This window comes from Shewanella pealeana ATCC 700345 (genome assembly GCF_000018285.1).
GTDB lineage: Bacteria > Pseudomonadota > Gammaproteobacteria > Enterobacterales > Shewanellaceae > Shewanella > Shewanella pealeana.
In genome coordinates, this window is record NC_009901.1 from 1867122 (window position 1) to 1881302 (window position 14181).

The 14181-nt window shown below is 45.6% G+C and carries 10 protein-coding genes; 5 read left to right on the top strand and 5 right to left on the bottom strand.

What is annotated here, in order from left to right; all coding sequences use genetic code 11:
- The first annotated feature begins 7 nt into the window (after positions 1-7).
- Positions 8-2698 (top strand): type I DNA topoisomerase, encoded by a 2691-nt coding sequence (topA, locus tag SPEA_RS08110; protein ID WP_012154784.1) that lies wholly within the window; start codon positions 8-10, stop codon positions 2696-2698.
- 160 nt (positions 2699-2858) lie between these two features.
- Here topA and SPEA_RS08115 read toward each other — a convergent pair whose 3' ends face one another.
- Positions 2859-3635 (bottom strand): hypothetical protein, encoded by a 777-nt coding sequence (locus SPEA_RS08115; RefSeq protein WP_012154785.1) that lies wholly within the window; start codon positions 3633-3635, stop codon positions 2859-2861.
- A gap of 228 nt (positions 3636-3863) precedes the next feature.
- On the opposite strand from SPEA_RS08115, the gene cysB reads away from it, so the two are divergent.
- Positions 3864-4838 carry an HTH-type transcriptional regulator CysB gene (gene cysB, locus SPEA_RS08120; protein WP_012154786.1) on the top strand — a complete coding sequence of 325 codons (975 nt, stop codon included), beginning with the start codon at positions 3864-3866 and terminating at the stop codon, positions 4836-4838.
- 95 nt (positions 4839-4933) lie between these two features.
- Here the strand turns inward: cysB and SPEA_RS08125 are convergent, their stop codons facing one another.
- Positions 4934-6310: an L-serine ammonia-lyase gene (locus SPEA_RS08125; RefSeq protein WP_012154787.1), complete on the bottom strand. Its 1377-nt coding sequence runs from the start codon at positions 6308-6310 to the stop codon at positions 4934-4936.
- A 391-nt stretch (positions 6311-6701) separates the two neighbouring features.
- Between SPEA_RS08125 and nagZ the strand changes: the two genes are divergently transcribed.
- The 3 genes from nagZ to SPEA_RS08140 all read left to right on the top strand — a co-directional run bounded on the left by nagZ (position 6702) and on the right by SPEA_RS08140 (position 8902).
- The gene (gene nagZ, locus SPEA_RS08130; RefSeq protein ID WP_041411349.1) at positions 6702-7709 is read left to right on the top strand and encodes a beta-N-acetylhexosaminidase; all 1008 of its coding nucleotides are present in this window, start codon (positions 6702-6704) and stop codon (positions 7707-7709) included.
- Between the two features lie 73 nt (positions 7710-7782).
- On the top strand, positions 7783-8322 hold the full coding sequence (ycfP, locus tag SPEA_RS08135; protein ID WP_012154789.1) for an alpha/beta hydrolase YcfP: 540 nt from the start codon (positions 7783-7785) through the stop codon (positions 8320-8322).
- Positions 8323-8626: 304 nt separating this feature from the next.
- Positions 8627-8902, top strand: a complete 276-nt coding sequence (locus SPEA_RS08140; RefSeq protein WP_012154790.1) for an acylphosphatase — start codon at positions 8627-8629, stop codon at positions 8900-8902.
- Here the strand turns inward: SPEA_RS08140 and SPEA_RS08145 are convergent.
- The 3 genes from SPEA_RS08145 to SPEA_RS08155 all read right to left on the bottom strand — a co-directional run bounded on the left by SPEA_RS08145 (position 8899) and on the right by SPEA_RS08155 (position 14057).
- A complete protein-coding gene (locus tag SPEA_RS08145) occupies positions 8899-9906 on the bottom strand; it encodes a peptidoglycan binding protein CsiV (RefSeq protein ID WP_012154791.1) in 1008 nt (335 codons plus the stop codon). The two genes, SPEA_RS08140 and SPEA_RS08145, sit on opposite strands and share 4 nt — an antisense overlap.
- Positions 9907-9908: 2 nt before the next feature.
- Entirely contained in the window at positions 9909-13382 is a 3474-nt protein-coding gene (gene mfd, locus SPEA_RS08150) for a transcription-repair coupling factor (protein WP_012154792.1), read from the bottom strand.
- A gap of 90 nt (positions 13383-13472) precedes the next feature.
- Positions 13473-14057: a hypothetical protein gene (locus tag SPEA_RS08155; RefSeq protein ID WP_012154793.1), complete on the bottom strand. Its 585-nt coding sequence runs from the start codon at positions 14055-14057 to the stop codon at positions 13473-13475.
- Between the last annotated feature and the right edge of the window lie 124 nt (positions 14058-14181).

A 14181-nucleotide genomic window follows, 5' to 3' on the forward strand; every position in this document is an offset into this window, starting at 1 on the left:
TTAATCTATGGGTAAATCGCTAGTAATCGTCGAATCACCGGCCAAAGCCAAGACTATTAATAAATATCTAGGCAAAGATTTCATCGTTAAGTCGAGTGTAGGTCACATCCGTGATCTGCCAACATCATCGAGTTCAGACGCTAAAGTTGTCAGTAAGACAGCTGCTGAAGTCAAAAAGATGTCTCCAGAGGAGAAGGCTGAGTATAAGAGTTTAAAAGCGAAGCAAGCTTTAGTTGCGCGCATGGGGGTCGATCCAGAAAAAGGCTGGAAAGCAAACTATCAAACCTTACCAGGCAAAGAAAAAGTCGTTAAGGAACTCCAAACTCTGGCAGCGTCTGCTGACCATATCTATCTCGCAACCGATTTGGATAGAGAGGGAGAGGCGATAGCTTGGCATCTACAGCAAGTGATTGGTGGAGATGAGTCACGTTATCAGCGAGTAGTTTTTAACGAAATTACCAAGACAGCGATTCAAGATGCATTTAGCCAGCCATCGGTGCTAGACACCAATATGGTTAATGCACAACAGGCGCGTCGCTTCTTAGACCGTGTTGTTGGCTTTATGGCTTCTCCACTATTATGGAAGAAGGTCGCCCGCGGTCTGTCTGCTGGGCGTGTACAGTCTGTTGCCGTCCGCCTTGTGGTTGAACGCGAAAGTGAGATTAAAGCCTTTGTGCCAGAAGAGTTCTGGGATGTTCATGCTGAACTCAATACCTTAACCGACGACCTGCTAAAAATGCAGGTGGTTAAATTCCAAGGTAAAGCATTCAGCCCTGTCAACGAAGTCGAAGCGCAAACTGCAGTTAGTCAGTTATCTCAGTCCAGCTTTGTGGTTGCCGCTCGTGAAGACAGAGCGACATCGAGCAAACCATCGGCACCTTATATTACATCGACGTTACAGCAAGCTGCGAGTACGCGCTTAGGCTTTGGTGTGAAGAAGACTATGATGATGGCACAACGCTTGTATGAAGCGGGCCACATCACTTATATGCGTACCGACTCGACTAACTTAAGCCAAGAAGCGCTCGATAACGTGCGTGACATGATTGGTAAAGAGTATGGCGACAACTACCTGCCTGAATCACCTATTCGTTATGGCAGCAAAGAAGGCGCACAAGAAGCCCACGAAGCGATTCGTCCTTCAAATGTAAAAGTGAGTGCAGCGTCGCTATCAGACATGGAGCGGGACGCACAGCGCCTATACGAGCTTATTTGGCGTCAGTTTGTGTCTTGTCAGATGACACCTGCAAAATATGATGCGACTCGCCTGACTGTAAAGGCAGGTGATTATGAGCTTAAAGCAACGGGTCGTACGCTTCGTTTCGATGGTTGGACGCGCGTTCAAACTGCCATTAAGAAGAAAAATGAAGAAGACAACACTTTGCCATACGTGGCACAAGGTGATGCCGTCACGCTAAAAGAGCTACTACCTAAGCAGCACTTTACTAAACCTGCACCACGTTACAGTGAAGCGTCTTTGGTTAAAGAGTTAGAAAAGCGTGGTATTGGTCGTCCATCTACTTACGCTACGATCATTTCAACTATCCAAGACCGTGGTTATGTGAAAGTTGATAACCGTCGCTTCTTTGCAGAAAAGATGGGTGAAATCGTTAGTGATAGCTTAGTGGGTAGCTTTGAAGATCTAATGAGCTACGACTTCACTGCTAGCATGGAGCAAACATTAGATGATGTTGCTCAAGGTAAGCTTGAGTGGAAAAAAGTACTCGATGGTTTCTATAAAGACTTCACTAAACAATTAGAAGTCGCTGAATTACCACCGGAAGAGGGCGGAATGCGCCCGAACGAAATGGTGATTACCGATAACATCAAGTGTCCAACCTGTGGCCGCCCTATGGGCATTCGTACCGGTACGACTGGTGTATTCCTAGGTTGCTCTGGTTATGCATTACCACCAAAAGAGCGCTGTAAAACAACGTTGAACTTAACGCCTGGTGAAGAGGCTGTGAGTAGCGGTGAAGACGCTGAAACTGAAGCTCTACGTGCTAAGCATCGCTGTGGGATCTGTGGCACAGCCATGGATAGTTACTTAATCGATGAAGCTCGTAAATTACACGTATGTGGTAACAACCCAACATGTAATGGTTATGAGGTAGAAGCGGGTCAGTTTAAGATTAAAGGTTACGAAGGGCCTATTATTGAGTGCGATCGTTGTGGCAACGATATGGAGCTTAAAAACGGTCGTTTCGGTAAGTATTTTGGTTGTACAAACACTGAGTGTAAGAACACGCGTAAGCTGCTTAGGAGCGGTGAGGCTGCGCCACCAAAAGAAGACCCTATTCACTTACCTGAACTTAAGTGTACTAAGTCTGATGCATATTTCGTGTTAAGAGATGGTGCGGCGGGGATCTTCCTTGCGGCGAGCACATTCCCTAAATCACGAGAGACTCGTGGCCCGTTAGTCGAAGAGCTAGTGAAGTACCGTGAGCTGTTATGGCCTAAGTACCAGTATCTTGCCGATGCGCCAGTGGCTGACGATGACGGTAATCTTGCATCTGTACGCTTTAGCCGTAAGACTAAAGAGCAGTACGTTGCAACAGATGTTGATGGTAAGGCGACTGGCTGGACATCAAAGTTTGTTGATGGCAAGTGGGTGACAGAGGCAAAAGCCAAGCCTAAGCCTAAGGCCAAAGCAAAACCTAAAGCCAAGCCAAAAGCTAAGGCGACCAAAGCCGAGTAATTGACTTAAAGTGCAACAAAAAGTCATAAAAAAGCCCCGATAATTCGGGGCTTTTTTTTGTGTTCATCTTTAGGCTAGTAATTGTTTCTAGTTACGGTTTATTAAAAATGTTTAGTATAATTATCAGTCAAGCTACTTAAATCAAACAGAAGCTTTTTGGTTACCATTTCTTCTTTGGCTGGAACAAGACATCGATATCATCGTCATCTTCTTTAGCTTTGATACGTATGGGCTGAGCCGACATCTGGGCGCCAGTGATCTCTTCAAGCATCGCCTTGGCTTCTTCTACTTTTAGACCGATAAACGGATCATTTGGGGTCTGTGCTTTAATCGTATGCAGGGTCGCTAAGGCCTTAGTGACCATCTGTTTGGCCGAGCCATACTGCTTCATAAAGCAGGCTGCTCGGCTTCTCCCTAGCATAGAGTCAACGTTGATACGTAGCTGCAAGCTATCGATACGCTGCTCCTCTTGACTAAAAACGCTCGGCTCAACTTTGCCCTTGTTATGTTCGGCACGAAGAATAGCTTTCATCTTTTTAAGCGTTTGTACCAGAGTCAGGATTTGGCGATCACTGTCAGGCAAGCGAAATAATTCGATAGCTGGCGCTGGCTTTGGTGCAGACTGCAGTGCTTGGATCTGGCCACGTAAATCAATTAAACGACGTTCGTAATCGCTAGTCTGGTTGCGAGCAAGCGGTAGTGCACTGGTCAATGCATCTTCAACTCTTCGGTACAGAACAAGAATGACACTCGAAGAGCAAGGGATGAGTCCAGTGTTGGATAACACTTCTTCAGTTTCATCTATTATTGCGCGATGACGTGCCAGTTCACTACGCCTTTCTGATTCGACACGCGCTTTATGTTGCTGAATGATGCTAATGCCGATCACCAAGAGTAATAAGGTGCCGAGTAAGATCAAGACTGACGCAAATATCATAGCAAAACCAATAAGTGTACAATTCGACTAATGCTACTATAAATCAATATTCTAGGGTAGTAATCTTCATCATGCATTATTCTATAATCTCTTCGCAGAGATTAACTATTGTGCTATATTCCATTTGATTTAATTATAGCGTTGTACTATAACCAATAATTATACTCGAATGGATCATAACTCATATATTTAGACAGGTTTTTAGCCTGCCCATCACAAGGATATAAGATGAAGTTGCAGCAACTTAGATATATTGCTGAGGTTGTAAATTACAATCTCAATGTTTCTGCTACTGCAGAAAATCTGTATACATCTCAGCCGGGTATAAGCAAGCAAGTAAGAATGCTTGAAGATGAACTTGGGATCCAGATTTTTGGCCGCAGTGGTAAACATTTAACCCATGTTACGCCTGCTGGCCAGCAAGTGATCAATATCGCCAACGACATCTTAGGAAAAGTTGAAAGTATTAAGAAAGTGGCTGAAGAGTATACTAAGCCAGATCAAGGCGAGCTCAACATCGCGACCACAGATACTCAAGCAAGATATGCTTTGCCGCATATCATCCAAGGTTTTATTGATCGCTATCCAAAAGTTAACTTGCACATGCATCAAGGCACGCCATCACAGATCAGTGAGTTGGCCGCGAGAGGTGACGCTGATTTTGCTATAGCGACTGAAGCTATGCACCTCTATAGTGACTTGATCATGTTGCCTTGTTATCACTGGAATCGTTCGATTGTGGTTACGCGTGATCATCCGCTGGCGGCGAGAAGCAATATTAGTATCGAAGATCTCGCACGCTTCCCATTGGTCACTTATGTATTTGGCTTTGACCGTGCTTCAGAAATCGAAAAGTCCTTTAATCGCGCTGGGCTAGAGCCAAGAGTGGTCTTCAGTGCGACCAGTGCCGATGTACTTAAAACCTATGTGAGACTTGGGTTAGGGGTGGGTGTGATCGCTTCTATGGCGATTGACGAGCATATGGATAAAGATTTAGTGGCAATTGATGCAAGCCATCTATTTGCCCATAGCACCACTAAGATTGGCTTCAGAAAGGGTAACTTCCTGCGTACTTATATGTATGACTTTATAGAACATTTTGCGCCACACTTGACTAGACCTGTAGTTGAGCAAGCCGTTGCACTGAGAGACGCACAGCAGATTGAAGCTATGTTTGAAGATATAGAACTTCCCGTTAGGTAGTTATACTGAGAGCTGTCACTGATAATAAAAAACCTCGCAATAGCGAGGTTTTTGTTTTTAAGTGCTTTGGTAAAAAGTGAGCCCAAAGACAGTAATTAGCACTCGACGATATTCACCGCAAGACCACCTTTGGCAGTCTCTTTATACTTACTACGCATATCTTTACCTGTATCCATCATGGTCTTAATCACCTTATCGAGTGAGACTTTATGGTTACCATCGCCGCGCATTGCCATACGTGAAGCGTTAATCGCTTTTACCGCCCCCATAGCATTACGTTCAATACAAGGAACTTGTACAAGGCCGCCTACAGGGTCACAAGTTAAGCCTAGGTTATGCTCCATGCCGATTTCAGCTGCATTCTCAACATGTTCAACAGTGCCGCCCATGATCTCAGTCAGAGCCGCTGCAGCCATAGAGCAAGCTACGCCAACTTCCCCCTGGCAACCCACTTCAGCGCCAGAGATAGAAGCATTCTTCTTATAAAGAATACCAATGGCAGCAGCCGTCAGTAGATAGCGATTGCAAACGTCTTGGTCAACTTCTTGAACGAACATGTCGTAATAACATAATACCGCAGGAATAATCCCTGCTGCGCCGTTAGTCGGTGCGGTAACAACACGATCGCCAGCGGCATTTTGCTCGTTAACTGATAGGGCAAATAGGTCGACCCAATCCATAGCGGTTAGCGGATCGACGCAGTTCTTGCCTTCGGCTTTTAAACGACGATGTAGCGAAGGTGCACGGCGTCTCAGTTTTAAGCCTCCAGGAAGGATGCCTTCCTTTTGGTAACCGCGCTCAACACAGGTCTTCATGGTTTGCCAGATTTGCCACAATTGATCATTGATCTCGTCGGCGTCGGCAATGCTAAGTTCATTCATCATCATAAGTGATGAAATGCTGAAACCATTTTCAGTACAGAGCTCAAGCAGTTGTTGCGCTGAATCAAAGTCAAAAGGGGCTGATTGAATCGGTGCTGCCGGGGATGCATCTTGTGCTTTGATTTCATCTTCATCGAGAATGAAGCCACCCCCTACAGAGTAATAGGTGCGATCATAGATGCACTCGCCGTCTTTATAGGCATATAAGGTCATGGCATTGGCATGAGCTGGCAGGCTTTTGCGCCTGTGGTAGGTGATACCGTCTGCGCGAGTAAAGAGTACTTTTCGTCCGCTTGCAAGTGTTAGCAGCCCGGTGTTTTTTACTTGCTCTAAAATGGCATCAATGCTGTCAGTATCTACTGATTCTGGCGCCTCTCCCATAAGCCCTAAAATGACGGCTTTGCCAGTGCCGTGACCTACCCCTGTTTGCCCTAAAGAGCCAAACAGCTCTGAACGTAATTCATCAACGCTATCGAGAATATTTAACTGCTGCAGTTGCTCAATAAAAACGTTGCCCGCTTTCATTGGACCTACAGTATGAGAACTTGACGGCCCGATGCCGATTTTGAACATGTCGAATACACTAATCATGCTAAACCTTTATTGCTCTAGTCGTTATAGTTATGACCAACTTCACTAAGAGATGAGGTAATGGAGGAATACCCATTATCTTGGTATATTTCACTTATTGAGCGTGAAAATACTATGCTTGATGTTAATCTTAGTAGCTTGAATTAATTGGTGTTAAAAAGTATCCCATACTTTAGGTTTTTCTCTATCATTAGTTTTTTGTATGCAATTTCTACACATTAGATAATCTAATTACATTTTGGTTGGTTTAATGCTGTTTTTTTGTTTTTAAATTTGTGCTAGCTGCTGTTTCACATGCATTTATTTAAGAATTTTGCGTTCAAGCGATAGAATGTGTTTTTTAAGTTTTGCTAGGTTAGATTTTCAAGAGATTAAAAATTTAGAGGGTTATATGAGTTATTTGATGTTAGATATCGAGTCAACGGAGCTGAGTGCTACGGAATCATCGCAGTTAACTCATCCCATGATAGGCGGCTTAATTTTGTTTAGTCGTAATTATGTCAGCAGGACTCAGTTAATCACCCTCATTAAGTCAATACGCGCTATTCGCCCTGATATTCTGATTGCAGTCGATCATGAAGGTGGCAGAGTGCAACGCTTTCGAGAAGGGTTTACTGTGTTACCTGCAATGGGAGATATTCTTCCTGCAGCCAAAGGAGATATGACGCAGGCCAAGAGCTGGGCTACCGAGCTAGGTTACTTGATGGCGATAGAACTGCTTGCTGTTGACATCGATTTAAGCTTCGCGCCGGTATTGGATTTAAACGGTGTTAGCCAAGTGATAGGCACTAGAAGTTTCAGCCCTGACAAGGGGGAGGTTGCCGAGCTTGCTAGTGCTTTTATTGATGGCATGGAGCAAGCGGGTATGTGTGCCGTGGGTAAGCATTTTCCAGGGCATGGTAGCGTTGAAGCCGACTCTCATATTGCTAAGCCGGTTGATGAACGTACTCAAGATGAGATTTTTGCCAATGATATGCAGCCGTTTAAAACCTTAATCGCTAAAGACCGTTTACAGGGCATCATGCCAGCGCATGTGATTTATCCTAAGGTGGATAGCCAGCCTGCAGGTTTTTCTCCATTTTGGCTACAAGAGGTACTGCGTAAGCAGCTAGCCTTCAACGGCGTCATTTTCTCCGATGACTTAGGTATGAAAGGAGCGGCAGTGGCCGGTGGTTACACGGCTAGAGCGCAGGCAGCACTCGATGCCGGTTGTAATATGATTCTAGTTTGTAACGATAGCCGCGGAGCGACTGAGGTGTTAGATGGCGTTAATTGGCCCTCTGAAGATCAAGGCTTGAGTGCTAGCCTGTTAAAACCAGATCAGAGCCGAGTGGCCAAGGCCTTAGAAGACAGCGCTCGCTGGGAGCGGGCTATGGCCATCGCTCAAAGTTTGATTTAGCGCAAAACACAAGTTAGTTTGGCTTGCTAGCTTAGCAGTTAATAATATACGTGAAATTTTTAGGAGGACGAGAATGATCCTTTATCTTCATGGGTTTGATGCAACAAGCCCTGGCAATCATGACAAAATGCGTCAGTTGCAGTTTATTGACGATGACGTGCGCTTGGTAAGTTATAGCACCTTACACCCTAAAAACGATATGCAGTACTTGCTGAATGAAGTCAGCAAGCAGATCGCCTCTTCAGAGGATAAGTCGCCTTTGATTATTGGAGTAGGCTTAGGGGGATATTGGGCCGAGCGTATCGGTTTTTTAAATGGCATTAAATCGGTTCTGATTAATCCTAATTTGCTGCCTCAAGATAATATGGTCGGTCAGATTGACCGTCCAGAAGAGTACGCAGATATTGCGAACAAGTGCGTTAAAGATTTTCGCGCCTTAAATTCCGGCAAAGCACTGTGCATCTTGGCACGTCAGGATGATGTTAATGACAACGCCAATGTTGAGTCCACACTTAAAGATTATTATTCGATAGAGTGGGATGAAGAGCAGCAGCATAAGTTTGTCTCGCTAGCGAGTCAGCTGCAATGTATTAAGGCATTTAAAGCGAACTAGTCTCAGTTTGAGTCTTGTTAGAGCCACCAATGGTCATTAGATTATTGGTGGTTTTTTATTTTCAGCCCTAAACTACCTACCTCAGAAGGTAGATTCTTTACATTGATAGCCTCAAAGGAGCTATTCATACTGTAGGCAATTCACTTTGAATACATCAGGGGGAGCTTATCTTTGCTCATTGGGGGGCTTTAGGCTATGTTATTTCTTATACAGATTGATATTCGATTGTTTTGAATCAGAAATTGCTGCTATTTACCAAGATTCGACTGCTAGTGTGTTGAGTTGGTCGTACAAGGAATGTGTTATGAAGCGTGTCATCATTAAAATTTACGGTAAGGTACAAGGGGTTTCTTATCGTGATAATGCACTTGTTCAAGCCAATACTCTCGGTGTGACGGGGTACGTGAGTAACCTAAGCGATGGTTCGGTGCAAATCTTAGCTCAAGGAGGTCATCCTGCTGTGGATAAGCTGATTAGTTGGTGTTATATCGGCGCCCCAGCATCTAGGGTTGACGAGGTGGTTGTAGAAGAGGACGAGGCAGATGAGATCTACCTCGATTTTTCAATTATCCAGCTCTAATATGTAGCCTGTGGCAAGGTCGCGATTTCATCTGTTGACTTGTCAGTCATTGCACTCGGATGTTCCATTTTTCGAATCTGAATGATCATGCCCATTTTGGGGTGATCAAAGTAGTGGACTTCATCACTACGCACTCTGCGGTTTTGCTGCATCTCAATGGCATAGAGATAAGGTTTCGTCACTTCTTGACCCACCGTTTCATCTACACCGCCTTCTTCACGAGCGCTCATTAACGGCTCATTTTGTGTCAGGGTTATCGTCTTACTGCCTTCTTCGCGTAAGGTGAAATTAGTTTCAATAAACAGGTAATGCTGCAAATAAATATTTACCGTCCCATCGAGCTTCCAGATCGGTGTTTTGGTATCGTTTGAGAATTGACTCTGCATAAAGTCGAAGTTGCCAAACTCTGAAGCGCTAGTGTTAACCTCAATTGGTTGCCCGTTAAACTCATATTGCTCTGAGTAGTCATGCCCCGAGTATAGTTTGACAGGGATCGCTTGGCTGCGAGGGAGCATTGATTGTTGCCATGTCATATGCAAAAGGCTAGACGTGCCTTTTTCGCGAGAAATGGTCGCGATAATATCTTTGAATTGGCTTTGACTTTCAGCGAGTAACACCGCGCCATCACCTAAATGCGCAACGGCAGGCTGTGGGGCCGCAATTTGCATCGGTACATCGGCTAAAGCCTTATGGTTCGCTTTGCTAAGTTGCTCATTACAGTTCACGCTATCGGTTGCCCAATCGCTTGAAGTACAACCGTTAAGTCCCATGCTAACGGCTGTTAAGTCGGTGCTGACCATTGGAGTAATAAAGTCGACAGTCTTACGTGTACGAGCCTGTGCGACTTTAGCTGGCCACTGTTCAACGCTCGGTGCATCGCGCTCAAAGAGATAGACTTCGACCTCAAACCAACGTTCTTCTGCAGCGTTAGCGCTCACAGATAAGCTGGATAAAAGGCTAACAGCTAAAGCTGCGCTTAGCTTGTTTTTAGATAGTCTTAACACGGTTATTCTCCAAGACGATGTTGAAACAACTGCTCAATTAACAGTTTAAGTAGTGCGAGCCTGTCTTTCGCTGTTTCAGAAGGCATTGCAAATTTTAGCTTATTGGGGCCGTCCATTCGATATACTTGGGGCTGGCTCTGTAGCAAACCGATGATGAAGGTTGGATCAACCTTATTGTTTTCACCGAACTCTATACTACCACCTTTAGCGTGCATTTCGATTTTTCTTAAGCCTAACTGTGTGGCCAAGTGCTTATAAAGTGTCATCTCCATAAGATTCTTAGTCGCATCGGGTAACATACCGAAGCGGTCAATCAATTCAACTTTCATTTCATCGAGCGCTTTTGCGGTTTCGCAGTTAGCAATTCGCTTATACAGAGATAGACGAATATTCACGTCACCCACATAATCTTCAGGCAGTAGCGCAGGAATTCGCAGCTCGACTTCACATTGATGACGCAGCATCTGGTTTAGCGACGGCTCTTTACCTTGCTTAAGTGATTTCACCGCATCTTCTAACATTTCCATGTAGAGGGTAAAACCAATCTTGGAGATATGACCACTTTGTTCATCGCCAAGCAGCTCGCCTGCGCCGCGAATTTCCAAGTCTTGGGTTGCAAGCATAAAGCCCGCACCGAGATCTTCTAATGCACCGATGGCTTCTAGACGCTTGCGGGCATCTTTGGTCATACTTTTTGGATGAGGCGTCATCAAATAAGCATAGGCTTGATGATGAGACCGTCCTACACGGCCACGTAACTGATGCAACTGAGCCAGACCAAAGTTATCGGCACGCTCAATCACTATGGTATTGGCCGATGGCACGTCGATACCGGTTTCAATGATGGTGGTACACACCAACACGTTAAAGCGTTGATGATAAAAATCTGACATTACTCGCTCAAGCTCACGCTCACGCATCTGACCGTGGGCTGTCACTACTCGCGCTTCAGGCAGGAGTTCGCTTATCTCAGCCGCGCGTTTTTCGATGGTTTCGACGCTATTGTGCAGGAAGTAGACTTGGCCACCCCTTAAGATCTCACGAAGCAAAGCTTCACGAATGGTGGCTTCATCGTATTCTCTAACGAAGGTTTTGACAGCGAGTCGTTTAGCCGGAGGAGTGGCTATAATCGACAGATCACGCATGCCCGACATTGCCATATTCAAGGTACGTGGGATTGGCGTGGCGGTTAAGGTTAAAATATCGACATTGGCTCTGAGCGCCTTAATCTTCTCTTTCTGTCTTACCCCAAAACGGTGTTCTTCATCGATGACTAGCAAGCCTAAGTTTTCAAACTTGGCCTCAGACTGCAGCAGTTTATGAGTACCGATCACGATATCGACTTTACCATCGAGCAGCTCTTTCATCACTTGAGTCTGCTCTTTCGCAGTCTTAAAGCGCGACATTACCTCAATCTTGAATGGCCAGTCGGCAAATCTGTCTTTAAAGTTCTCGTAATGCTGCTGAGCGAGTAGGGTAGTAGGCACTAAAATGGCGACCTGTTTACCATCGTTTACCGCGACGAAAGCGGCGCGCATGGCAACCTCGGTCTTACCAAAGCCCACATCACCACAAACCAGTCTGTCCATGGCTGTAGGTGAGCGCATATCTTCCAGAACAGCTTCGATGGCAGTCTCTTGGTCAACTGTCTCTTCATAGGGAAAGCTATTGGCAAACTGCGCGTACTCTTCTAGGTCGATTCGACAAGCTTCACCGGGTCTTGCTTGTCTGCGAGCGTAGACATCCAGTAGCTCGGCGGCGACATCGCGAATCTTCTCAACCGCTTTTTTCTTGGCCTTAGCCCAGCTTTCATTACCGAGTTTATTGAGCGTCGCCTCTTCATCGGGACCAACGCTATAACGGCTGATTAAATTAAGTGCTGCTACGGGCACATACAGCTTATCGCCACCTGAGTATTCAAGCACCAAATACTCGGCGACTAAGCCGCCAGTATCTAAGGTTTCTAAACCTTGATAGCGCGCTACACCATGATCTAAGTGAACAATAGGTTGACCCACTTTGAGCTCGGCCAAGTTTTTAACCAGAGCATCTGAGCTGATCTGACGCTGTTTATCACGGCGGCGACGCTGTGAGATCCGTTGACCAAATAGCTCAGTTTCACAAATTAAACTGAACTTGCCGCCGGTTTTCTTCTCAATGATGCAGCCTTGAGCAAGAGGAGACACTATCAGTCCTACTTTTGCCTTGCTGGCTACAAACTCGTCGAAGTGATTAAACAGCTTAGGCTTAATGTTGATCTTGCTAAGTAGCTCTAAAAGCGCTTCGCGGCGTCCCTCAGATTCGGCGCTAAATAACATTCTATCGCCAAGTGCTGCGTATTTTTCCAGCTCGGCTAACGGCTGTTTGAGTTTATGGTTTGCGCCAATTTCCGGTAACTTACTGGCTTTAGCATGGGCTGCCGTGCCTGTGTAGGCTTCATCTTTAAGCCCAAAGCGAGGATAGCCTTTAAAAGCTGAGAAGATCTGCTCGGTAAGCAAATATAACTCTTGTGGCGTCAGTAGCGGCCTTAATGGGTCGACACGCCTGTCTTCATAACGCACTTCGACTTCATGAAGGTGTGAGTGAGTCGCCGCTTCAATATCGCCTAGGGTGATCAGCTGAGTATTACTCGGCAGATAATCAAACAGAGTCGAGGTCTCATCAAAAAACAGTGGCAGATAGTTTTCAATACCGGCCGGCATGGTCTTCTTACTGACCATCTGATAAATCGAGCCAGGCTCTTTGACTAATACCTCGAAGCGGCGGCGGTATCTTTGTCTAAAGCCTTCAATCGCCGCGTCATCGGTAGGGAACTCTTTCGCCGGTAACAGACGAATTGCATTTATCTCTTTACTCGAGCGCTGAGTTTCTGGATCGAAATGTCGAATGGTTTCCACTTCATCGTCGAATAACTCGATTCTAAAGGGTTGGCTCGATCCCATAGGGAAAATATCGATGATAGAGCCACGCACGGCAAATTCGCCATGTTCATAAACTTGCTCAACCACATGATAGCCAGTGTTAATGAGCTGTTCACGAACATCCATTAGGCGGTATTTGTCACCTTTTTCCAGCATCAACACGTTACCTGTTAGGAACGATTGTGGCGGCAGGCGCACCATGAGTGTAGTGATCGGGACAATGACAACGGCGTGTTGCGCCTGAGGAATACGCGATAACGCTTCAAGTCGCTGTGAGACTAAGTCTTGGTGCGGTGAGAAGCTGTCGTAGGGAAGTGTTTCTCTATCGGGAAAAAGCCAGATCGGTATTGATTGCTCACTGAGCAGGTAGCTAAGCTCAGTTTCTAGGCTGATTGCGTTAGGCGTATCCGCGGTCACCACTAAGGTCACCCCTAGATGTTGCTTAGCAATATTCGCGATGGTTAGCGCTTGTGCCGCGCCGCCCAGTGTACACAGCGTTTGGGCCAGTTTGGCACTCTTGACCGCTGGTGGAGTCAATACAGAAAAAGAATTCATTAAGGCGAGGAAACAAGTCCAGATAGCAGTAAACTTGCTAAGTATTGTAGAGGCTTGTCTCAGCGCATGCCAGTGAAAATTCTTTTTAGGTTAGCGTGATAACTGTCGTAGCTTGAGTTGTTTTTGCTGCAAACTTAGGCTGGCTTTAACCAACTGTTCAACGTCGCTATCTTGGATCACACTAAAGCTTAGCTCCACTGCATATTGCGCCGTGTTAGGATCATCAGCGTTTTCGATCGGTGAGCAGCCATTGACTTTAGCTAAGCAGAGCAGGGCGACTAGCTCTTCTTTGATGTGTAGCGTCACCTGGTACTCTTGCCCGAGTACTAAAGGCGATGGGCTAATCAGCGTGATGCCGCTGCCACCAAATTGCTTGCCGATGTAATGGGTGCCTTGGTATTCCTCTTTCGCCATGATGTGTTGTAGCACCATGTCGATTTTACGCGATTGCAGCTTTAAAAATTCCACGACGGTTTTTGCATCGTCATCGAGATGACGCAGCTGTAATAGACAGTCTGATTCGAGAGCCTTCACGTCACTAATCAGCTGTAAGCTAGTCGGAAACATAAAGCTCAACTGCTCAGCTGATGGCAGCGGCTTGGCTTCGTCCCAAGGACACAAATAGACATCAAATGGGTGATTAATACTAAAATAGGCGCTAGAGTCAGTTAACAATGGGGTTGCCTCTTGTTTTTAGGGGGCTAATACCCCTATTATCGTGCGCATCTTTATGATTTAGCAAGGTTAGACATTCAAATGTCTGACTGTTTAAGCGAGTATTGGGACTTTTTTGTGAAGC